Here is a 20,242-nt window from a genome sequence, read left to right on the forward strand (position 1 = left end):
GGTCCAGGAGAACACCCGCCGTTTCCGGCTCAGTTCTTCAGGTTGATCATCCGCTCGATCGGCAGGCGGGCGCGCTCGGCGATCGCCGGGTCGATCACGACCTCCTCGGTCATGGTGAGCAGGCTGTCGAGGATCTTCGGCAGCGTGATCCGCTTCATGTGCGGGCATAGGTTGCACGGCCGCACGAACTCGACCTTGGGCGCCTCGGCGGCGACGTTGTCGGCCATCGAGCACTCGGTGACCATGACGACGCGCTTGGGCTGACGGGTCTTCACCCAGTCGATCATGTGCGCGGTCGAGCCCGTGAAGTCGGCCTCGGCCAGCACGTCCGGCGGGCACTCCGGATGCGCGATGATCTGCACGGACGGATCGGCCTCGCGATAGGCGCGAAGCTCGGCACCGGTGAAGCGCTCGTGCACCTCGCAGTGCCCCTTCCACAGGATCAGCTTCACCTTCGTCTGCGACGCGACGTACTTGCCGAGATACTCGTCCGGCAGGAAGATCACGCGGTCGACGCCGAGGCTCTCCACCACCTGCACCGCGTTGGACGAGGTGCAGCAGATGTCGGTCTCCGCCTTCACGTCCGCCGACGAGTTGACGTAGGTGACCACCGGCACGCCCGGGTACTTCTGCTTGAGCAGGCGCACGTCCGCGCCCGTGATGGACGAGGCGAGCGAGCAGCCGGCGCGGCTGTCGGGGATCAGCACGGTCTTCTCGGGGCTGAGCAGCTTGGAGGTCTCGGCCATGAAGTGCACGCCGCACTGGACGATGATGTCCTCCTTCGCCTTCGCCGCGAGGCGCGCGAGCTGGAGGCTGTCGCCCACCACGTCGGCGACGCAGTTGTAGATCTCCGGCGTCTGGTAGTTGTGGGCGATGATCACCGCGCCGCGCTGGGCCTTCAGCTCGTTGATGGCCTTGACGTAGGGCGCGAAGAACGGCCACTCCACCGACGGGATGATGGTCTTCACCCGCTCGTAGAGGTGCGCGGTGGCGCGCTCGACCTCGGGGGTCCAGGTGAGGTCGGGCCTGGGCAGGATGCCGTAGCGGCGCTGCGCCGGGGTGAGGGTGTCGGCCGGAGCCCGGAAGGACTTCGAAGCGGCGGTCTCGACGTGCATGCCCGACATGGCGGCCTCCGTTATGCTCAAGTTGAGCAAAAGAGGGGTTCAGAGAAACCGGCCGCGGTGTCCCGGGCCGGGGTTATGCTCACTTGGAGCATAAGGATTATAGTGATCCCCTCCCCGAATGAAAAGGGCCCCTGCGACCAATTGCGCCAACCACATGTCTGATCCGTGTTTTTGGAAGCACGGGCGTTGCCGCCGTGCATCGCGCGGTTCAACGGGGCGCCCCCGCCGAGCCGCCGCTGGACGCCTAGGCCCCTATCGTGTACCTACACGATATGTCCGATCCCCTGCCCTGGCCCGACACCCTGCCCGCCGACATGCCGTCGTGCTACGCCCGCTCGGCGCTGATGGTGTCGCGTTCGCTGGTCCGGGCCTACAACGCGGCGCTGCGGGAGGTGGGCCTGCCCATCACGCAGGTCTCCCTGCTCGTCGCGATCCGACGCCACCCGACCGCCACCCTGACGAGCCTCGCCGAGGGCCTCGCCCTCGAGCGCACCACGCTGCTGCGCAACATGCGCCAGCTGGAGACGACGGGCTTCGTCGAGCCGGCTCCCTCGCGCGGCCGCGCACGGCACTACCGCGTGACCGAGGCCGGCGAGGCCGCCCTGGCCCGCGCCTACCCGGCCTGGGTCCGGATGCAGCGCACCCTGCAGGAGGCGCTCGGGCCCGATGGCGAGACGACGCTGGCGGCGCTGCGCCACCTGCGCCAGGTCGCCGGCGCGCTCGCCGCCGCCACGGATCCATCCGCAGACGAGGATACGCCATGAACGCCCCCGCCGCCTTTCCCGCCGAACCCCGTCCCACCGGGCTCGTGCCCCACGCGACCGTCGCCGGCATGAGCGGGCTCGACTTCCTGCGGGCGATGTTCGCCGGGGACTTCCCCGCTCCGCCCTTCAGCCTGCCGAGCCAGATCTACGGCCTGGAGGTCGAGGAGGGCCGCGTGCTGTTCGGCGGCAGGCCCAGCGAGCAGTTCTACAATCCGCTCGGCACGATTCACGGCGGCTGGACGACGATGATCCTGGACTCGGCGCTCGGCTGCGCCGTCCAGAGTGTCCTGCCCGCCGGCCAAGGCTTCACCACCATCGAGCTCAAGGTCAATTTCGTGCGCCCCGTGACGGCCGCCACCGGCGAGGTGCGCTGCGTCGGGACCATCGTCCACAAGGGCGGGCGCATCCTCACCTCCGAGGCGCGCCTGACCGACGCGCGCGACCGTCTGCTCGCCCACGCCACGAGCACCTGCATGGCCCTGGAGCTGGCCGGCGCCAAGGGCTGAGCCATCGCGGATTGCGATGGCATCCATCACACAGTGTCGTTTCACCCGGCGAGGCCGGGCTGGTACACGGCAGGTTCACGCCCTTGCGAGGTCGGTCATGTCCGCTTCCCCCTCTGCCCAGCCGTCCGCCCCCGCGTCGCGCTTCTCGCCGGAGCTCGTCCTCGTCTGCGGATGCCTCATCGGCCTCATCACCTTCGGTCCGCGCGCGGCGGTCGGCCTGTTCCAGATCCCGATGTCGACGGAATACGGCTGGTCCCGCGAGGTGTTCTCGCTGGCGATCGCCGTGCAGAACCTGCTGTGGGGCGTGGGACAGCCTTTCGCCGGCGCGGTGGCCGATCGCTTCGGCACGACGCGCGTCCTGATCGGCGGCGCCATCCTCTACGGCCTCGGCCAGGCGCTGATGGCCTATGCCGCGACGCCGTCCATGATGACGCTGAGCGCCGGCGTCATGATCGGCTTCGGGCTCGCCGGCTGCTCGTTCAACCTCGTGCTCGCCGCCTTCACCAAGGTCCTGCCCGGCGAATGGCGCGGCCTGGCGCTCGGCGCGGGCACGGCGGCCGGCTCATTCGGCCAGTTCCTCTTCCCCCCGATCGGCAGCATCCTCATCGAGAGCGTGGGCTGGCACCAGACGACGGTCATCTTCGCCTCGACGCTTCTCCTGGTCCTGCCGCTCTCCCTGACGCTCGCCACGCGCGGCAGCGCCAGCCAGGCCGGCACGGCGGGGGCGCCGCAGCAGTCGATGAAGCAGGCCCTCGCGGAGGCGTTCCGGCACCGCAGCTACGTGCTGCTGGTGCTTGGCTTCTTCACCTGCGGCTTCCAGCTCGCCTTCATCACCTCGCACATGCCGGCCTATCTGCGCGACATCGGCATGCCGGCCTGGGTGGGCGGATGGACGCTGGCCACGATCGGCCTCGCCAACGCGGTCGGCTCGCTCACCGCCGGCTACCTGTCGAGCCGCATGCCCAAGCGCTGGATTCTGTCGGCCATTTATCTGGGTCGCGCGGTCGCGGTGTTCGTCTTCATCATGGTCCCCGCCACGCCCACCACCGCCATCCTGTTCGGCGTGGCCATGGGCCTTCTGTGGCTGTCGACGGTTCCGCCGACGTCGAGCCTCGTGGCGCAGATGTTCGGGCCGCGCTACGTGGCGACGCTCTATGGCTTCGCCTTCTTCTCGCACCAGCTCGGCGGCTTCCTCGGCGTGTGGCTCGGCGGCGTGCTCTACGAGCAGTCCGGTTCCTACATGATCGTGTGGTGGCTGTCGGTGGCGCTCGGCGTCGCGTCCGCGCTGATTAACCTGCCCATCCGCGAGCAGCCCGTCGCACGCCTCGCGGCGGCCGCCTGACCCTCCTGCCCCGGCGCTTGCCCGACGGCCCGCGATGGGCCAGAACGGCAGCGCCGCATCAGCAGGAGGGACGGACATGGCTCAGTTTCGCGCAATCGTCGTCGAGAAGGGCGATCAGGGCACTTCCGCCGCGCTGAAGACCGTGGACGACGCCGACCTGATGGACGGCGACGTCACCGTGCGCGTCAGCCACTCCACCGTGAACTACAAGGACGGCCTCGCCGTCACCGGCAAGGCGCCGGTCGTGCGCCGCTTCCCGATGGTCCCGGGCATCGACTTCGCCGGCGTCGTCGAAAGCTCCACCCATCCCGACTGGAAGCCCGGCGATGCGGTCGTGCTCAACGGCTGGGGCGTCGGTGAAACGCATTGGGGCGGCTATGGCGAGCGCGCGCGCGTCAAGGGCGACTGGCTGATTCCGCTGCAACCCGGGCTGTCCCCGGCCCAGGCGATGGCGGTGGGCACCGCCGGCTACACCGCCGCCCTCTCGGTCGCGGCGCTGGAGCGGTTCGGCATGACCCCGGACCGTGGCCCGGTGCTGGTCACCGGCGCGGCCGGCGGCGTCGGCTCCGTCGCGGTGGCCCTGCTCGCCAAGCGCGGCTGGACCGTGATCGCCTCCACCGGGCGCCCCGGCGAGGCCGACTATCTCAAGGGGCTGGGCGCCAGCGAGATCATCGATCGCGCCGAACTGTCCAACCCCGCCCGTCCGCTGGGCAAGGAGCGCTGGGCCGCGGCGGTCGACTCGGTCGGCTCGCACACGCTCGCCAACGTGCTCTCCATGACCCGCTACGGCGGCGCGGTCGCGGCCTGCGGGCTCGCGCAGGGCATGGACCTGCCCTCCTCCGTGGCGCCCTTCATCCTGCGCGGCGTCTCGCTGCTCGGCATCGACAGCGTCATGGCCCCCAAGGCCCGCCGCCTGGAGGCCTGGCGCCTCGTGGGCGAGAGCCTCGACAAGGACAAGCTCGCCGCCATGACCACCACCATCGGGCTCGATGGCGTGCTCGAGGCCGGCAAGGCGATCCTGGAGGGTGCCGTGCGGGGGCGGACCGTGGTCGAGGTGAAGTGAGCGGCTGAGAGGTCGTCCGTCCTTCGACACGTCGCCTGCGGCGGCTGCTCAGGATGAGGAGCTTTGTGGGGCTGAGCTAAAGACGAAGACGGTCCTGATCCTGAGAGCTTGTGAATCGATCCCCGCCCCCATCTCCCTCATCCTGAGCCGGCCGCAACGCGGCCGAGTCGAAGGACGCAGGACCTCGCCGTGCTTCAGGCCTCGGCCTCGACGCCCCGCACCGACTCCAGGAGACGCCTGCAGTCCATCAGGTCCGCCAGCGCTCCGCGCAGGCGCTGTTCGTCGTCGGCCGTGAGGCGGGAGCCGCTGTCCTGGAAGCCGGGGCCCGGCGCGGCATCGTCCATGTCCGGGAACAGGGAGGGCGCCTCCTCCGCCGACAACGACACGACCTCCGCGTCGCCGTCGGCGTCACGCAGGTCGGGAGGCGGGGCCACGGTCTCGCCGCGGCCCAGCGACTGCACCGTCTTGACGCCCTGCTCCTTGAGGATGCGCTGGACGCCGCGGATCGTGTAGCCCTGGCCGTAGAGCAGGTGGCGGATACCGCGCAGCAGATCGACGTCGTCGCGGCGATAGTAGCGCCGGCCCCCGCCCCGCTTCAGCGGGCGGATCTGGGAAAACCGGGTCTCCCAGAACCGCAGCACGTGCTGGGGGAGATCGAGGTCTTCGGCGACTTCGCTGATGGTCCGGAACGCGTCGGGGCTCTTGTCCATTCAGGTCTCCCGCCCGCCGGAAGGATCAGTCTTCCTCGCCGGCGCCGTCTAGTCCGTTGATTCGTGCCTTCAGGATATTCGATGGCTTGAACACCATCACCCGCCGCGGCTCGATCGGGACTTCGACACCGGTCTTGGGATTGCGTCCGACCCGCTGCCCCTTGCTGCGGACGACGAAGGATCCGAACGACGAGAGCTTCACGGTTTCGCCCTTGGCCAGGCAATCCGAGAGCTCCTTCAACACGAGCTCGACGAGGGCCGCGGACTCGGTCCTGGAGAGACCGACGCGCTGGTAGACGGCTTCGCTCAGCTCAGCCCGCGTGATGGTGCGATCAGCCACTTGTGCCCCCCGACTTCGACCTATCGCGATCCCGGCCTGCGCTTCGCAGTGTCGATCGTCGCGGTGGTCACGACCTCCTGAACCCGGAAGCCGTATCTTCATGATCCTGCACGGTATTCGCGCGCCGACCCGCGGTCAACGCACATCCTTACCAACGAATGAGTGCAGAGCCCCAGGTGAACCCGCCACCCATCGCCTCGATCAGGACAAGCTGGCCCTTCTTGATCCGCCCGTCGGCACAAGCCGTTGAAAGGGCGAGAGGAATAGATGCCGCCGAGGTGTTGCCGTGGTCGCCCACCGTGAGCACGACGTGGGCAGGATCGATGCCGAGCTTGCGCGCCGTCGCGTCGATGATGCGCCGGTTGGCCTGGTGCGGCACGAACCAGTCGATGTCGGCGGCCGTCAGGCCGGTGGCCTTGAAGGCGGCCTCGATCACTTCGGCCAGGAAGGTCACCGCGTAGCGGAAGACCTCCTTGCCCTCCATGCGCAGGTGGCCGGTGGTCGCCGTGGTGGAGGGCCCGCCGTCCACGTAGAGCTTGTCGAGATGGCGCCCGTCGGCCCGCAGATGGGTGCTGAGGATGCCGCGGTCGGCGATCTCGCCGGCACCGGGCTGCGCCTCCAGGACCACGGCGCCCGCGCCGTCGCCGAACAGCACGCAGGTGGTGCGGTCCTCCCAGTCGAGGATGCGCGAGAACGTTTCTGCGCCGATCACCAGCGCCCGCTTGTGCGAGCCCGAGATCAGGAACTTGTCCGCCGTCGTCATGGCATAGACGAAGCCGGAGCACACGGCCTGCAGGTCGAAGGCGGCACCCTGGGTGATGCCCAGCGCGGCCTGCACCTGCGTGGCGGTGGCGGGGAAGGTGAAGTCCGGCGTCGCGGTCGCCAGGATCACGAGGTCGATGCTGGAGGCCTCGATCCCCGCGTTCTCGATCGCGGCGCGGGCCGCGCGGGTGGCGAGGACCGAGGTCGTCTCGTCCTTGGCGGCGATGTGGCGGGCATTGATGCCCGTGCGCTCCACGATCCACTCGTCGGACGTATCGACCCGGGTGGCAATTTCAGCGTTCGTCATGCGGTGGGCGGGCAAGGCATGCCCGCAACCGAGGACGACGGATCGCAACACTGTCACGCTTGCGTCTCCTGACCCCGCGCCACGGCGCCGGGATGGGGGATGTTGGCATCGAGGCTGGCGCGGATCTTCGACATCAGCTCGTAGCGCACCATGTCGTAGCCGATGTCGATGGCCGTGGCGAACCCGGTGGCGTCGGTGCCGCCGTGGCTCTTGATGACCACGCCGTCCAGGCCCAGGAACACACCGCCGTTGACCTTGCGGGGATCCATCTTGTCGCGCAGCAGGTCGAAGGCGCTCTTGGCGAGCAGGTAGCCGAGCTTTGCGCGCCACGTGCGCGACATGGCCCCGCGCAGATAGCCGGCGAGTTGCTTGGCCGTGCCCTCGGCGGTCTTGAGCGCGATGTTGCCCGCGAATCCCTCGGTCACCACCACGTCGACCGTGCCCTTGCCGATGTCGTCGCCCTCGACGAACCCCGCATAGGTCATGCACGGGAAGGCGTTGTCCTTGAGGATGCGGCCGGCCGCCTTCACCTCCTCGAGCCCCTTGATCTCCTCGACGCCCACGTTCAGCAGCCCGACGGTGGGCCGTTCGATGTCGAAGACGATCTGCGCCATCGCCGAACCCATGATGGCGAGGTCGACGAGATGGCGCGCGTCGGCGCCGATGGTGGCGCCGACGTCCAGCACGATGCTCTCACCGCGCATGGTCGGCCACATCGCGGCGATCGCCGGACGGTCCACATGCGCCATGGTGCGCAGGCAGAACTTCGCCATGGCCATGAGCGCGCCGGTGTTGCCGGCGGAGACCGCGACGTCGGCCTCGCCCTTCTTCACCGATTCGATGGCCCGCCACATGGACGACTTCCAGCGGCCCTGGCGCAGGGCCTGGCTCGGCTTGTCGTCCATGCGCACGGCGACGTCCGCGTGCACGAAGGTGGAGACCGCCTTGAGCTGCGGATGCTGGTCGAGCAGCGGAAGGCAGAGCGATTCCTGGCCGTGAATGACGAACTGGCTGTCGGGATGGCGGACCAGCGTCAGCGCTGCGCCCGGTATGACCACGGAAGGCCCGTGGTCGCCGCCCATCGCGTCGAGGGCAATTCGTACCGGTCTCGTCATGGACGTCGATCAGTCCTCGGGCACTTGGAACCAGGGGGAGCGCCGCCCATGGAGGGCGGACAATAGCGAAGCAAAGCGGACAGGCAACTGAATTCGAGGCGAGGAAATCAGGTTTGCGGGGGCTTCTTGAGGGCCTCCAGCGCGGCGAAGGGCGAGGGCTCCGGGGCGCCCTCATCCCATGTGAAATCCACGCCTGGCTTACGAGGGTAAGGGTCGAGGGCCAGCGCCAGGAACTCGGCGGTGACGGCTCCCAGGTCCACACGGCCGTCGACGATCGGGTCCGGCGCGTCCACGGGCGCTTCGTGCTCGCCCGCCTCGTCCGCCGGATTCAGCTTCACCGGGTCGTCGGTGAACTTCAGGGCGACGGGCTCATCCACCTTGGCCGGGAAAGGCTCCAGCGTGACGACGCAGGTCTGCGTGACGCTCGCCGTCACCTTGCCGTCGACGAGCACGGTGCGCCCGCGCCGATTGACCTTGTAGGTGCCCTTCAGCTCCTCGATCGAGGCCAGTCCGAACTCCTTGGCGAGGGCGGCGCGCTCCTGTTCGGACGCCTCGACGACGGTCTCGAGCCCCAGGCCGGGAATGGTGTCGACGCGAAGGGGCCTCGCCAGCGGCGACGGCTTGGCGGGTGCTTGCGTCATCGGGACACTCCCTCGATGGACCCCGGCTCGGGGAAGGACAGTCGGGCGGCGACGATGTCGTCGAAGCTCGTGCGCTCGAGTGCGGCGGCGGCGGAGCGCACATACTGAACGGCCACGGTGCCGCGCGCGGCGGGCTCCGCGGGCCCGAAGAGATTGCGCGCCAGTGCCGCGGCGAGCTCGCCGTCGTCGGCGAACGCGTCCTCGTAGGCCTTGGCCCTGCCGTAGAAGGCCGACGCCATCGTCTTCATGCGCTTGGGAACGGTCAGGTCACCGACGCCCAGTTCGCGCAGCGCCCGGTCGAACTGGGCGAACACCGCGTCGACGAGATCCTGCGCGAGGTCGCCGGCGGGCGGCGGAAGAGCCTTGAGCCGGCGCAGGAGCAGCACGACGTGCAGGGTGAGCATCTCGAAGCGGCCCTCGACGGTGTCGGGCACGCCCCAGCCGGCATAGAATGCGGGCCGGCGGGAGGCTTCCGCGACCGCCAGATAGAGGCCGTCCACGATAGCGGCATTGCCGCGCCTGCGGAAAAGATTGAAAATCATGCGGGAACGCGGCCCGCCGGACGGAATTTCGCCACCGTCACCGCTCCTTGCTTTTCATCCGCTCGCGGGTTACGGCATCGATGCTGGACCCCGCAAGAGAAATCCTCCGGCCGGGTTCGATTCGACCTCGCGCCGGCCGGCTACGAGCCGCGTGTTTGTTCCAGGGAGCCTTTGCATGCCGTCGATGGATCTTGCCCGCCCCACAACCCGGAGCGAGCGGATGGCAGCCTGTGCCCTGGCCCTGCGCCTCGCCGCGGCCGTCGCCGCGGGCCTTGCCGTCAGCGGCTGCAACACCGAGCCGATGACCAGCGGCTACATGATGGACGAGAAGTCCCTGGGCGAGCTCAAGGTCGGCCTTCCGGCCGAGCGGGTGCTGGCCATCATGGGCACGCCCTCGACCGTGTCCACCGTGGGCAACCAGAGCTGGTACTACATCACCCAGGTGAAGACCCAGCGCTTCAAGTTCATGGACCCCTCGGTGGTCGACCAGCGCGTCCTGGTCGTGAACTTCAACAAGGGCATGAAGGTCGAGAAGATCGCCAGCTACGGCATGCAGGACGGCGTCCTGTTCGACTTCGTGAGCCGCACCACGCCGACGGGCGGCAACGAACTGTCGCTGGTTCGCCAGATGATCAACGCCACCGGCCTGGGGCGGTAAGGCAGCCGTTTCGGAGCACGCCACGATCCCGGGTCCGACACGCCCGGCCCCGGGGGGCTTTCCACGCCCAAACTTGACGTTCCGGCCGCGGCCACGGAAAACGGCACCGGAGCCGGACCCGTCATGACCACTGTCACCCTCGTCGACAACTACGACAGCTTCACCTGGAACCTCGTGCACGATCTCGGTCGGCTCGGGGCGACCGTGACCGTGGTGCGCAACGACGAGACCACCGCCGACGCGCTGGTCGCCGCGGCGCCGGACGCGATCGTGCTGTCGCCCGGCCCCTGCACGCCCAACGAGGCGGGCATCTGCCTGGACGTGATCGCCAAGGCCGGCCCCATCATCCCCATCTTCGGCGTGTGCCTCGGGCTGCAGGCCATGGGCCAGGCCTATGGCGGCGAGGTGGTGCGTGCCCCGGTGCCGATGCATGGGAAGGTGTCGACCATCCGTCACCGCGGCCAGGGCGTGTTTCGCGGCATCAACGGCCCCGTGCGCGCGACGCGCTACCACTCGCTGGTGGTGCGGCGCGAGACCTTTCCCGACGATCTCGCCATCACGGCGGAGAGCGAGGACGGCCTCGTCATGGGCCTGTCGCACCGGCGCCATCCGGTGCACGGCGTGCAGTTCCACCCGGAAAGCATCCTCTCCGAGCACGGGCTGACGATCTTCAAGAATTTCCTCGACCTCGCATCCGAATGGAATAAGACGAGGCAGGCGCCGGCCCTGGCCTGAGCGCCTGGGGTTTAAAGGTCGTCGCATGCTTTCCGCGAGAAGCCGGCTTCCACCTTTTCGCAGCATGCTCTAGCGGAGTGTCGCATGGACGCGTTCAAGCCCATCATCGCCAAGGTCGCAGCCGGCGGCCCGCTCTCGCGCGAGGAGGCGGAGCACGCCTTCGACACCATCCTTTCGGGCGGCTCGACGCTGTCGCAGACCGGCGCCTTCCTGATGGCGCTTCGCGTGCGCGGCGAGACGGTCGAGGAGATCGCGGGCGCCGTGACGGCCCTGCGCAGCAAGATGCTGCGGGTGAGCGCGCCGACCGACGCCATCGACATCGTGGGCACCGGCGGAGACAATTCGGGCAGCTACAACGTGTCCACGCTGGCCGCGATGGTGACGGCGGCCTGCGGCGTGCCGGTGGCCAAGCACGGCAACCGGGCCGCCTCGTCGAAGTCCGGCGCCGCCGACGTGCTGACGGCGCTGGGCGTGAAGGTGGGCCTGGAGCCCGCCAAGGTCACCGACTGCATCGCCCAGGCGGGCGTCGGCTTCATGTTCGCCCCCACCCACCACGCCTCGATGCGCCACGTCGCGCCGGTGCGCGTGGAACTCGGCACCCGCACGATCTTCAACCTGCTCGGCCCGCTTTCCAACCCGGCGGGCGTGAAGCGGCAGGTGCTGGGCGTGTTCTCCGAGACCTGGCTCGAGCCGGTCGCCCGCACCCTCGCCGCGCTCGGCTCCGAGCGCGTCTGGGTGGTGCACGGGCGCGACGGCCTCGACGAGATCACCACCACCACCGAGACCGCCGTCGTGGCCCTCGAGAACGGCAAGATCCGTTCCTTCGTGGTCACTCCCGAGGAAGCCGGGCTGACGCGCTCGGCGCCCGAGGACCTCAAGGGCGGCGAGGCACCGGTCAACGCAGAGGCGCTTCGCGCCGTGGTCGCCGGGCAGCGCACGGCCTATCGCGACATCGCCGTCATCAACGCGGCCGCCGCGCTGGTCGTGGCCGGCAAGGCCGACACGCTGCGCCACGGCGCACAGATGGCGACCCGCGCCATCGACTCGGGCGCCGTCGCCTCCGTGCTGGACCGGCTGATCGCCGCTTCGAACGGCTGAGCCATGGCAGACGTCCTCGCCCAGATCGAGGCCTACAAGCGCCGCGAGATCGTGGCGGCGCGGGAGGCCGTGTCGCAGGCCGAGATCGAACGCCGCGCGGCCGCCGCTTCGGCCCCCCGCGGCTTCGCGCGCGCCATTCGCGCCCATCTCGACGCGGGGCGTCCGGCGCTGATCGCGGAGATCAAGAAGGCGAGCCCCTCCAAGGGCCTGATCCGTCCGGACTTCGATCCCCCGGCGCTGGCGCGCGCCTACGAAGCCGGCGGCGCGACCTGCCTTTCGGTGCTCACCGACGAGCCGTCCTTCCAGGGGCGGCCGGAATACCTGACCCAGGCGCGTCTCGCCTGCCCGCTGCCGGCGCTGCGCAAGGACTTCCTGTTCGAGCCCTACCAGGTGTTCGAGGCGCGCGCCTGGGGCGCGGACTGCATCCTCGTCATCATGGCGAGCCTGTCCGACGCGGATGCGCGCCTGCTGACCGACACGGCCCACGCGCTGGGCATGGACGTGCTCGTCGAGGTGCACGACCGGGCGGAGCTGGACCGGGCGCTGCCGCTCGGCACGACGATGGTCGGGATCAACAACCGCAACCTGCGAACCTTCGAGACGCGGCTCGAGGTGACCGAGGAACTGGCTCCGCTGATTCCGGGCGATCGGATCGTGGTGGGCGAGAGCGGCATCTTCACCCATGCCGACATCGAACGTCTCGGTCGCAGCGGCGTGTCGACCTTCCTGGTCGGCGAGAGCCTGATGCGCCAGGCCGACGTGGCCGCGGCCACCCGGACCCTGCTGTCCGGGTCCTGACGGGAGACGCGCCGGCATGAGCACGCTCACCCATATCGACGCCAGCGGCGCCGCCGCCATGGTCGACGTGTCGGCCAAGGACGTCACCCAGCGCACCGCGGTGGCGGAAGGGCGCGTCGTGATGCTGCCCGAGACCGTGGCGCTGATCCGCGCCGGCGACGCCAAGAAGGGCGACGTTCTCGGCGTCGCCCGCGTGGCCGGGATCATGGCGGCGAAACGGACCCACGAGCTCATTCCGCTCTGCCATCCGCTGCTGCTCACCAAGGTGTCGGTCGACCTCGCGCTCGACGACGCACTGCCGGGCGTGACGGTGACGGCCACCGTCCGCGTCTCGGGGCAGACCGGCGTGGAGATGGAAGCGCTGACCGCCGTCTCGGTGGCCTGCCTGACCATCTACGACATGGTCAAGGCCGCCGACCGCGGCATGCGCATCGAGGGTGTGCGGCTGCTGCAGAAGGACGGCGGCAAGTCCGGCTCCTGGCGGGCCGGGGACTGACCGGACCGCCGCCTTTTTCGAGAGGTTTCCCATGTCGATGCTGTCGGTCGAAGAGGCGCTGCGCAAGGTTCTCGCCTGGGCCGCGGAGCCTGTCGACAGCGAGCGGGTGCCCGTGGCCGACGCGTTCGGCCGGACCCTTGCCGCGCCGCTCGCCGCGCTGAGGACGCAGCCGCCCTTCGCCGCCTCGGCCATGGACGGCTATGCGGTGCGCAGCGCCGACGTCACGGCCCCCGGGGCCCGTCTCACGGTCATCGGCACGGCTCCGGCCGGGCATGCCTTCGCCGGCCGGGTCGGACCGGGCGAGGCCGTGCGCATCTTCACCGGCGCCCCCCTGCCGGACGGGGCCGACGCGATCCTGATCCAGGAGAATGCCGAGGCGACCGAGGGCGGCATCGTGGCCCACTCGGCGGAACCGCCCGGGCGGTTCGTCCGGGCCGCCGGACTCGACTTCCGCACGGGTGAGGCCCTGCTGCCGGCGGGACGGCGGATCGATCCCCGCGCCCACGCGCTCGCCGCCGCCATGGGCCACGCCACCCTCCCCGTGCGGCGCCGCCCGCGCGTCGCGATACTGGCGACGGGCGACGAGCTGGTCCGCCCCGGTGAGGACGCCCGCCCCGACCAGATCGTCGCCTCCAACGGCTATGCCGTGGCGGGCATCGTGACGGCGCAGGGCGGCGAGCCGATCGACCTCGGCATCGCGACCGACGATTTCAGCGCCCTGGAGCAAGCGATCGAGGCCGCCGAGGCGGCGCGCGCCGACGTGCTGGTGACGCTGGGCGGGGCCTCTGTGGGCGACCACGACCTGGTCCAGTCGGCCCTGACCGCGCGGGGCATGCAGCTCGGCTTCTGGCGCATCGCCATGCGCCCGGGCAAGCCGCTGATCTTCGGCAGCCTGGGCCGCATGGCCATCCTCGGGCTGCCCGGCAACCCCGTGTCGTCCATCGTCTGCGCGACCCTGTTCCTCGTTCCGCTGCTGCGGGCGCTCGTGGGCGATCCCGCGGCGGGCGAGGACCGCAGCGAGGCCGCCACCCTCACCGTCGACCTGCCGGCCAACGACATGCGCCAGGACTACCTGCGCGCGATGCTCGGCCGGGACGGCGACGGCCGCCTGACGGCGACGCCCTTCGGCCGGCAGGACTCCTCGATGCTGCGCGTGCTGGCCGAGGCGCAGGGCCTCGTCCTCCGGCCACCGCACGCGCCCCCTGCCACGGCCGGTACGGTTTGCAGGGTCCTGCGATTTTGAGCCGTCGCGTTCACGCGGGCGGGACCGGGTGAAGCACGATTGTCGAACACAGCACGAACATGTACGGTTCGTTCGTGATTTGTTTGCAATGACTCGGTTACCGTGGTGACCGTCTCAACCGCAAGGGCTCCGAAAGGCCTCCGGCATGCTCACCAGGAAGCAGCACGAACTCCTCCGGTTCATCCACGACCGGCTGCGTGAGGACGGGGTCCCGCCGTCCTTCGACGAGATGAAGGAAGCGCTCGACCTGCGGTCGAAATCCGGCATCCATCGGCTGATCATGGCGCTCGAGGAGCGTGGCTTCATCCGCAGGCTCCCCAACCGGGCCCGCGCGATCGAGGTGGTGAAGTTGCCCGAGCAGGCGGTGCCGAACGGCGCCCCGCGCGGACGGTTCACGCCCTCCGTCATCGAGGGCACCCTGGGCAAGGTCCGGCCCCGGCTCCAGCCGGTGGGCGGGAGCGACGACGAGCGCGATCCGCCCGTGTCCATCCCGGTCATGGGCCGCATCGCGGCGGGTACGCCGATCTCCGCCATCCAGAGCCGCAGCCACACCATCAGCATGCCCCCCGACATGCTGTCCGGCGGCGAGCACTTCGCCCTCGAGGTGCGTGGCGACTCGATGATCGAGGCCGGCATCCTCGACGGCGACACGGTGATCATCCGACGCCAGGAGGCCGCCGACACCGGCGACATCGTCGTCGCGCTGATCGACGACGAGGAGGCCACCCTCAAGCGCTTCCGTCGGCGGGGATCCTCGATTGCACTCGAAGCCGCCAACCCGGCCTACGAGACGCGCGTGCTGGGGCCCGACCGGGTCCGCGTGCAGGGCAAGCTCGTGAGCCTGCTGCGGCGGTACTGAGCGGACGTCCATCGGCTGTCGTCCCGACGAGCGAGCGCTCTGCTGCCCACAGGTGTAGCGCAAGCGTCCGTGAGTATTTTCGAGCCGAGGTCTGTGTAGTGCGGTTGCCAGCCGCGCCGCGGCTCACCTGTTGTCATCGTTCCTCCCCCTTTCAGCCGTCCTGCCCGGGCCCGGCCCGGGCACCCACGACTTTGCCGGAGCCATCCTGAAGTCGTGGATGGCCGGGCCGAGCCCGGCCAGGACGCCGAGAGGCTGATGCAAGCTGGATCGGTAGGTCCCGGCACAAGGACCGAGCGTCGGCGGGCGGCTGCCCAGGGAGGGGCGACGGCGCGCCGATGACCCTGCGGCGCGCGGCTGCCCGGACCTTGCACGTCCAGTCGCGAAACACCGGTGGCCTACGGCAGTCCCTCGTCGGCCTGCCCCTCCGGCTCGTTGCTCTCCCGCGGAGACGGCTTGCGGCGCCACGGGCGGTCGGTGCGAGGGGTGCGCTCGGCCTGCTCGCGAACACCCGCCGCGCCCCAGAGCACACTGAACGCTCCGCCCTCGGCCAGGCGCGCCCGGTCCATGAGCAGCGCGGGCCGGCACCAGCCCGGCGCCGGCAGCGATGTGACGATCGCCGCGGCGCGGCGGCAGTCGGTCTCGAAGGCTTCGGGCAGGCGGACCAGGGACAGCGCGGCACCGTCCGGCAGGCGCGCCACGCAGGCCGATGCGTCGCAGCGCCCTCCCCCGGCCGCCAGGGCCTCCGTCGCGGTGCGCGGATCGCCGGCGGCGCGCAACCACTGCTCGGCCACGAAGCCGCCGGGTCCCCGGCCGACGAACACCAGTTTGCCCGAGGGATCCCGGACGGCCGCCGCGCGGCCGTCGCCCGCGACGAAAAGGTCGGGCGGGCGTTCGGCCAGCGCCAGTGCAAGCCCGACGGCGGCCGGCGCCACGCCCAGCCACCGCAAGGGGGTGATCCAGATCACGCACCACATCAGGCCCGCGACCATGAGGGCCAGGGCGCCCGGCCCGAAGGCGTGGAGCCCCGCCGTCGATCCCGGCCAGCCCGCGACGAGCGCGGACAGCCTCAGCATCCAGTCCGTCCCCACTCCCATGGCCATCCAGGCCGGCGCGTCGAGGCCGAAGGGCCAGGCCACGGCGCCCAGGAGCGCCATGGGCATGACGATGAAGGACACCAGCGGCAGCGTCAGCGCATTGCCGATGAGCCCATAGGGCGAGATGCGCTGGAAGTGATAGAGGCTGAACGGCCCGGTCGCGGCCTCCGCCGCGAGCGTCGTCAGGACGGCGCCGATGGCGGCGCCGGCGCACCAGCGCGCCGCGCGGTAGGGCCACGGCAAGGCGGACGACGGCGCCCCGTCCCCCGGCCGCCCCAGGACGGCGAGGAGCCCCGTCTCGGCTCCCCGGGGATCGGAACCCGTACGCTCGTAGAGGGCGATGAGTGCCGCGACGGCCGCGAAAGACATCTGGAAGCTCGGCCCGGGCACGCTCTCGGGCTCGAGCGCCATGACGATCAGCGCGGCGATGGCGAGATTGCGCATGGAGATCGCGGCGCGCGACACGAGCATGGCGCCGAACAGGATCATGGTCATGATCAGCGAGCGCTGGGTCGCGATCTCGGAGCCGGCGAAGACGTTGTAGGCGAGCCCCGCGGCCATGGCCGAGGCGGCGGCGACCTTGCGGATGTCGCGACGCAAGGCGAGGCCCGGGAACGCGGCGAGAAGCGCGCGGACGATCCAGAACGCCATGCCCGCCGCCAGCACCATGTGCAGCCCCGAGATGGAGACGACGTGATAGATGCCGGCGCCGCGCAGGTCGTCGTTCACCGCGTCCGGGATCATGCCCCGCTTGCCCGTCACGAGCGATGCGGCCACGGCACCGGGCGCCCCGCCGATGACCGCGATGATGCGCTCGGTGAGGCTGTTGCGGGCGCGGTCCACCGCCGCTGTCGCCCAGGTGTCCCAGGGGATCGGAACGGCTGCGGGGGCCAGGGAGACGGCGCCCGACAGCGAGCCGATGGCGCCGATCTGCTGGAAGTAGGCCTCGCGGTTGAAGGCGTATCCGCCCGGGCGGGACGCCTCGGGCGGAGGCAGCAGGCGGGCCTGCGCGGCCACGTGCTCGCCGGGCTGGATCGTGCTGCGGCCCTGGATGGTCACCCGCACCCGAAGCGGCCTCGAAGCCTCGGGCAGGTCGCCCAGCGCGGTGACACGGATCAGCAGCCTGGCGCTGCCCAGGCGCGGATCCACCGTCTCGACGAAACCCTGCAGCGGCGCGGACAGGCTCCCCTGGAGCACCGGCGCGGACACCCGTCCGGTGCGCCACGTGGCACTGGCGAAGCCTGCGAAGGCGAAGGCCGCCAGCACCGCCAGCCCGGCGCCCGCGTGCCGGCGCAGGAGCACGGCGAGGGCGGCGAACAGGGCGAAGCCCGCCGGGCCTGCCCAGGGCGTCGGCTCGACCTCGGCGGCGAAGTAGACGACGATGCCGCCCATCGCCGCCACAGGGAGCCACAGCCCGGGACGGCGGGCGTCGATCTCGCGGCCGGTCCAGGCGCGCACCCGGTCCGCCAGGACCTCCGCCGCGGACGCCAGGCGCGCCTCCAGCCCCCTGACTGGAGCAAGGGCCCGGCCCGCCCGCACTGACGTCGCGGCTTTCATGCCTTTGGTCCCGGCTGCACGGGAGGCGCCCTTAACCTCGCCCCGCAATGATGCTACAGAGCGCGCTCCGCGGACCAGCGCCGGGCAATTGCAGCCCCGGCTCCGCACATCCGGAACGTGTCAGCTCGATGTCCAAACCCGTCGTCACGCGCTTTGCGCCGTCGCCTACCGGCTTCCTCCACATCGGCGGTGGCCGCACGGCGCTGTTCAACTGGCTCTATGCCAAGCGCTTCGGCGGCACGATGCTGCTGCGCATCGAGGACACCGATCGCGAACGCTCCACCGAGCCCGCCATCCAGGCGATCATCGACGGCCTGTCCTGGCTCGGCATCACCTGGGACGGCGACGTCGTCTACCAGTTCGCGCGCGCGGCCCGGCACCGCGAGGTGGCCGAGCGCCTGCTCGCGGAGGGCAAGGCCTATCACTGCTATGCGACGCCGCAGGAGCTCGAGGAGATGCGCGAGAAGGCGCGCGCCGAGGGCCGGCCGATGCGCTACGACGGCCGCTGGCGCGACCGCGACCCGTCGGAGGCGCCGGCCGGCGTGAAGCCGGTGATCCGCCTGCGCGCGCCGCTCGAGGGCGACACCGTGGTCGAAGACCGCGTGCAGGGCCGCGTGGTCTGGCAGAACAAGGACCTCGACGATCTCGTCCTGCTGCGCTCGGACGGCACGCCGACCTACATGCTCGCGGTCGTGGTCGACGATCACGACATGGAGGTGACGCACGTCATCCGCGGCGACGACCACCTGACCAACGCGGCCCGGCAGACGCAGATCTACCAGGCCTGCGGCTGGGAGGTGCCCAGCATGTCTCACATCCCGCTCATCCACGGGCCGGACGGCGCCAAGCTCTCCAAGCGCCACGGGGCGCTGGGCGTCGACGCCTACCGGGCGCTCGGCTACCTGCCGGTGGCGCTGCGCAACTACCTCGTGCGGCTGGGCTGGAGCCACGGCGACCAGGAGTTCTTCTCGACCGAGGAGATGGTGGCGGCCTTCGATCTCGACGGCATCGGCCGCTCGCCGGCGCGCTTCGACTTCGCCAAGCTCGAGCACATCAACGGCCACTACATGCGCACGTCGTCGGACGAGTCGCTCGTCACCGACCTCGAGCGCATCCTGCCGGAGATCGGCCCGGCCAAGGGGGCCCCGACGACGCTCCCCGCCCCGCTGCGCGCCCAGTTCGTCGCGGCCATGCCGGGGCTGAAGGAGCGGGCCAAGACGCTCGTCGAACTCCTGGACAGCGCCTACTACCTCTATGCCACCCGGCCGCTGACGGTGGAGCCGAAGGCCGAAGGGCTGCTCGCCGAGGGTGGACGCGAGCGCATCGCTGCCCTGCTTCCGGCGCTGCAGGCGCTGCCCGAGTGGACCGCCCAGTCGACCGAGGCCGCCGTGCGCGCCTTCGCCGAAACCGGGGGCCTGAAGCTCGGCCAGGTGGCGCAACCCCTTCGCGCGGCTCTCACGGGGCGCTCCACCTCGCCGGGGCTTTTCGACGTCATGGTGGTGCTCGGGCGCGAGGAGTGCCTGGTCCGGCTCCAGGACCAGGCGACTGCACGCCGCTGAGGCGGGGGGCACCCGCCTTTCGGTGCGGTTGAACCCCCTGCGGAATTGAGCTAGCAAACCTGAGGCGCCAGCGAAATTGCGTGGGAACCTTGGCGTTTGCCGACGAATTCGGCAAATTGTCGCCAAACCATGCGATGTCGCTGACGTGGTGACCGTCGGGAGTGCGTCCGGCTCCCCGGTGCACAGTTCTGACCGGCCGAGGGATACCGACATGAGCGAGCCAGCTTCTCTCCTCGTCGACAACAAAAAGATCGAGCTGTCTCTCAAGAAGGGTTCGATCGGCCCGAGCGTGCTCGACATCGCCAAGCTCTATGCCCAGACGGGCATGTTCACCTACGACCCCGGCTTCACGTCGACGGCGAGCTGCGAGTCGCAGATCACCTACATCGACGGCGACGAGGGCGTGCTGCTGTACCGCGGCTACCCGATCGAGCAGCTCGCCGAGCACGGTGACTTCCTCGAGACCTGCTACCTGCTGCTGTACGGCGAGCTGCCGACCGCCGCGCAGAAGGCCGACTTCGACTACCGCGTCACGCGCCACACGATGGTGCACGAGCAGATGATGCGGTTCTTCCAGGGCTTCCGCCGCGACGCCCACCCGATGGCGGTGATGGTGGCCTCGGTCGGCGCGCTGTCGGCGTTCTACCACGACTCGACCGACATCTCCGATCCGCACCAGCGGATGATCGCCTCCATGCGCATGATCGCCAAGATCCCGACGCTGGCGGCCATGGCCTTCAAGTACTCGATCGGCCAGCCCTTCGTGTACCCGCAGAACAACCTCGACTACACGTCGAACTTCCTGCGCATGTGCTTCGCCGTGCCGTGCGAGGAGTACAAGGTGAACCCGGTGCTGTCGCGCGCGCTCGACCGCATCTTCATCCTGCACGCCGACCACGAGCAGAACGCCTCGACCTCGACGGTCCGCC

General features: G+C 70.2%; 21 protein-coding genes. 13 read left to right on the forward strand and 8 right to left on the reverse strand.

What is annotated here, in order from left to right:
* Positions 1-29: 29 nt before the first annotated feature.
* Complete coding sequence (gene nadA / locus Q0Q47_RS27815) at positions 30-1,115, reverse strand: quinolinate synthase NadA (protein ID WP_293867906.1); 1,086 nt, start codon at positions 1,113-1,115, stop codon at positions 30-32.
* Positions 1,116-1,381: 266 nt separating this feature from the next.
* On the opposite strand from nadA, the gene Q0Q47_RS27820 reads away from it, so the two are divergent.
* The 4 genes from Q0Q47_RS27820 (at position 1,382) to Q0Q47_RS27835 (ending at position 4,799) form a co-directional block, all read left to right on the forward strand.
* Positions 1,382-1,888: a MarR family winged helix-turn-helix transcriptional regulator gene (locus Q0Q47_RS27820; RefSeq protein WP_293867866.1), complete on the forward strand. Its 507-nt coding sequence runs from the start codon at positions 1,382-1,384 to the stop codon at positions 1,886-1,888.
* Positions 1,885-2,394, forward strand: coding sequence for a PaaI family thioesterase (locus Q0Q47_RS27825; RefSeq protein WP_293867868.1), 510 nt, complete (start codon positions 1,885-1,887; stop codon positions 2,392-2,394). The genes Q0Q47_RS27820 and Q0Q47_RS27825 overlap by 4 nt, the downstream gene beginning before the upstream one ends.
* 97 nt (positions 2,395-2,491) lie before the next feature.
* Positions 2,492-3,736, forward strand: coding sequence for an MFS transporter (locus Q0Q47_RS27830; RefSeq protein ID WP_293867870.1), 1,245 nt, complete (start codon positions 2,492-2,494; stop codon positions 3,734-3,736).
* A 76-nt stretch (positions 3,737-3,812) separates the two neighbouring features.
* On the forward strand, positions 3,813-4,799 hold the full coding sequence (locus Q0Q47_RS27835) for an MDR family oxidoreductase (protein WP_293867872.1): 987 nt from the start codon (positions 3,813-3,815) through the stop codon (positions 4,797-4,799).
* A 194-nt stretch (positions 4,800-4,993) separates the two neighbouring features.
* Here Q0Q47_RS27835 and Q0Q47_RS27840 read toward each other — a convergent pair whose 3' ends face one another.
* The 6 genes from Q0Q47_RS27840 to Q0Q47_RS27865 form a co-directional block, all read right to left on the reverse strand.
* A complete protein-coding gene (locus Q0Q47_RS27840) occupies positions 4,994-5,509 on the reverse strand; it encodes a MerR family transcriptional regulator (protein WP_293867874.1) in 516 nt (171 codons plus the stop codon).
* Positions 5,510-5,534: 25 nt separating this feature from the next.
* Positions 5,535-5,849 carry an integration host factor subunit alpha gene (locus tag Q0Q47_RS27845; RefSeq protein ID WP_293867876.1) on the reverse strand — a complete coding sequence of 105 codons (315 nt, stop codon included), beginning with the start codon at positions 5,847-5,849 and terminating at the stop codon, positions 5,535-5,537.
* A 148-nt stretch (positions 5,850-5,997) separates the two neighbouring features.
* Positions 5,998-6,975 carry a beta-ketoacyl-ACP synthase III gene (locus tag Q0Q47_RS27850; RefSeq protein ID WP_293867878.1) on the reverse strand — a complete coding sequence of 326 codons (978 nt, stop codon included), beginning with the start codon at positions 6,973-6,975 and terminating at the stop codon, positions 5,998-6,000.
* Positions 6,972-8,033, reverse strand: a complete 1,062-nt coding sequence (gene plsX, locus Q0Q47_RS27855; RefSeq protein ID WP_293867880.1) for a phosphate acyltransferase PlsX — start codon at positions 8,031-8,033, stop codon at positions 6,972-6,974. The genes Q0Q47_RS27850 and plsX overlap by 4 nt, the downstream gene beginning before the upstream one ends.
* 107 nt (positions 8,034-8,140) lie before the next feature.
* Positions 8,141-8,674 carry a DUF177 domain-containing protein gene (locus Q0Q47_RS27860; RefSeq protein ID WP_293867882.1) on the reverse strand — a complete coding sequence of 178 codons (534 nt, stop codon included), beginning with the start codon at positions 8,672-8,674 and terminating at the stop codon, positions 8,141-8,143.
* Positions 8,671-9,216 (reverse strand): ubiquinol-cytochrome C chaperone family protein, encoded by a 546-nt coding sequence (locus Q0Q47_RS27865; protein ID WP_293867884.1) that lies wholly within the window; start codon positions 9,214-9,216, stop codon positions 8,671-8,673. The genes Q0Q47_RS27860 and Q0Q47_RS27865 overlap by 4 nt, the downstream gene beginning before the upstream one ends.
* Before the next feature lie 220 nt (positions 9,217-9,436).
* Here Q0Q47_RS27865 and Q0Q47_RS27870 point away from each other — a divergent pair, with 220 nt between their 5' ends.
* The 7 genes from Q0Q47_RS27870 to lexA all read left to right on the forward strand — a co-directional run bounded on the left by Q0Q47_RS27870 (position 9,437) and on the right by lexA (position 15,103).
* Positions 9,437-9,874, forward strand: coding sequence for an outer membrane protein assembly factor BamE (locus tag Q0Q47_RS27870; protein ID WP_293867886.1), 438 nt, complete (start codon positions 9,437-9,439; stop codon positions 9,872-9,874).
* Between the two features lie 123 nt (positions 9,875-9,997).
* Positions 9,998-10,609: an aminodeoxychorismate/anthranilate synthase component II gene (locus Q0Q47_RS27875; protein ID WP_293867888.1), complete on the forward strand. Its 612-nt coding sequence runs from the start codon at positions 9,998-10,000 to the stop codon at positions 10,607-10,609.
* Between the two features lie 84 nt (positions 10,610-10,693).
* On the forward strand, positions 10,694-11,707 hold the full coding sequence (gene trpD / locus Q0Q47_RS27880) for an anthranilate phosphoribosyltransferase (protein WP_293867890.1): 1,014 nt from the start codon (positions 10,694-10,696) through the stop codon (positions 11,705-11,707).
* 3 nt (positions 11,708-11,710) lie between these two features.
* A complete protein-coding gene (gene trpC / locus Q0Q47_RS27885; RefSeq protein ID WP_293867892.1) occupies positions 11,711-12,505 on the forward strand; it encodes an indole-3-glycerol phosphate synthase TrpC in 795 nt (264 codons plus the stop codon).
* A gap of 16 nt (positions 12,506-12,521) precedes the next feature.
* Positions 12,522-13,001 carry a cyclic pyranopterin monophosphate synthase MoaC gene (gene moaC / locus Q0Q47_RS27890; protein WP_293867894.1) on the forward strand — a complete coding sequence of 160 codons (480 nt, stop codon included), beginning with the start codon at positions 12,522-12,524 and terminating at the stop codon, positions 12,999-13,001.
* A gap of 31 nt (positions 13,002-13,032) precedes the next feature.
* Complete coding sequence (gene glp, locus Q0Q47_RS27895; RefSeq protein WP_293867896.1) at positions 13,033-14,244, forward strand: gephyrin-like molybdotransferase Glp; 1,212 nt, start codon at positions 13,033-13,035, stop codon at positions 14,242-14,244.
* A gap of 145 nt (positions 14,245-14,389) precedes the next feature.
* On the forward strand, positions 14,390-15,103 hold the full coding sequence (gene lexA, locus Q0Q47_RS27900) for a transcriptional repressor LexA (protein ID WP_293867898.1): 714 nt from the start codon (positions 14,390-14,392) through the stop codon (positions 15,101-15,103).
* Positions 15,104-15,498: 395 nt separating this feature from the next.
* Here the strand turns inward: lexA and Q0Q47_RS27905 are convergent, their stop codons facing one another.
* Positions 15,499-17,754, reverse strand: coding sequence for a ComEC/Rec2 family competence protein (locus Q0Q47_RS27905; protein ID WP_293867900.1), 2,256 nt, complete (start codon positions 17,752-17,754; stop codon positions 15,499-15,501).
* 128 nt (positions 17,755-17,882) lie between these two features.
* Here Q0Q47_RS27905 and gltX point away from each other — a divergent pair, with 128 nt between their 5' ends.
* A complete protein-coding gene (gltX, locus tag Q0Q47_RS27910; RefSeq protein WP_293867902.1) occupies positions 17,883-19,313 on the forward strand; it encodes a glutamate--tRNA ligase in 1,431 nt (476 codons plus the stop codon).
* Between the two features lie 211 nt (positions 19,314-19,524).
* Positions 19,525-20,242 (forward strand): citrate/2-methylcitrate synthase (locus tag Q0Q47_RS27915; protein WP_293867904.1); only part of this gene is annotated, 718 nt, incomplete at its 3' end.

The sequence above is a fragment of the uncultured Alsobacter sp. genome, assembly GCF_945952055.1.
GTDB lineage: Bacteria > Pseudomonadota > Alphaproteobacteria > Rhizobiales > Beijerinckiaceae > Alsobacter.

Coding starts and splice junctions, on each gene's coding strand:
- nadA (WP_293867906.1), bottom strand. CDS start 1,115: ATGCACGTCGAGACCGCCGCTTCGAAGTCCTTCCGGGCTCCGGCCGAC.
- Q0Q47_RS27825 (WP_293867868.1), top strand. CDS start 1,885: ATGAACGCCCCCGCCGCCTTTCCCGCCGAACCCCGTCCCACCGGGCTC.
- Q0Q47_RS27830 (WP_293867870.1), top strand. CDS start 2,492: ATGTCCGCTTCCCCCTCTGCCCAGCCGTCCGCCCCCGCGTCGCGCTTC.
- Q0Q47_RS27835 (WP_293867872.1), top strand. CDS start 3,813: ATGGCTCAGTTTCGCGCAATCGTCGTCGAGAAGGGCGATCAGGGCACT.
- Q0Q47_RS27840 (WP_293867874.1), bottom strand. CDS start 5,509: ATGGACAAGAGCCCCGACGCGTTCCGGACCATCAGCGAAGTCGCCGAA.
- plsX (WP_293867880.1), bottom strand. CDS start 8,033: ATGACGAGACCGGTACGAATTGCCCTCGACGCGATGGGCGGCGACCAC.
- Q0Q47_RS27860 (WP_293867882.1), bottom strand. CDS start 8,674: ATGACGCAAGCACCCGCCAAGCCGTCGCCGCTGGCGAGGCCCCTTCGC.
- Q0Q47_RS27865 (WP_293867884.1), bottom strand. CDS start 9,216: ATGATTTTCAATCTTTTCCGCAGGCGCGGCAATGCCGCTATCGTGGAC.
- Q0Q47_RS27870 (WP_293867886.1), top strand. CDS start 9,437: ATGGCAGCCTGTGCCCTGGCCCTGCGCCTCGCCGCGGCCGTCGCCGCG.
- Q0Q47_RS27875 (WP_293867888.1), top strand. CDS start 9,998: ATGACCACTGTCACCCTCGTCGACAACTACGACAGCTTCACCTGGAAC.
- trpD (WP_293867890.1), top strand. CDS start 10,694: ATGGACGCGTTCAAGCCCATCATCGCCAAGGTCGCAGCCGGCGGCCCG.
- trpC (WP_293867892.1), top strand. CDS start 11,711: ATGGCAGACGTCCTCGCCCAGATCGAGGCCTACAAGCGCCGCGAGATC.
- moaC (WP_293867894.1), top strand. CDS start 12,522: ATGAGCACGCTCACCCATATCGACGCCAGCGGCGCCGCCGCCATGGTC.
- glp (WP_293867896.1), top strand. CDS start 13,033: ATGTCGATGCTGTCGGTCGAAGAGGCGCTGCGCAAGGTTCTCGCCTGG.
- lexA (WP_293867898.1), top strand. CDS start 14,390: ATGCTCACCAGGAAGCAGCACGAACTCCTCCGGTTCATCCACGACCGG.
- Q0Q47_RS27905 (WP_293867900.1), bottom strand. CDS start 17,754: ATGAAAGCCGCGACGTCAGTGCGGGCGGGCCGGGCCCTTGCTCCAGTC.
- gltX (WP_293867902.1), top strand. CDS start 17,883: ATGTCCAAACCCGTCGTCACGCGCTTTGCGCCGTCGCCTACCGGCTTC.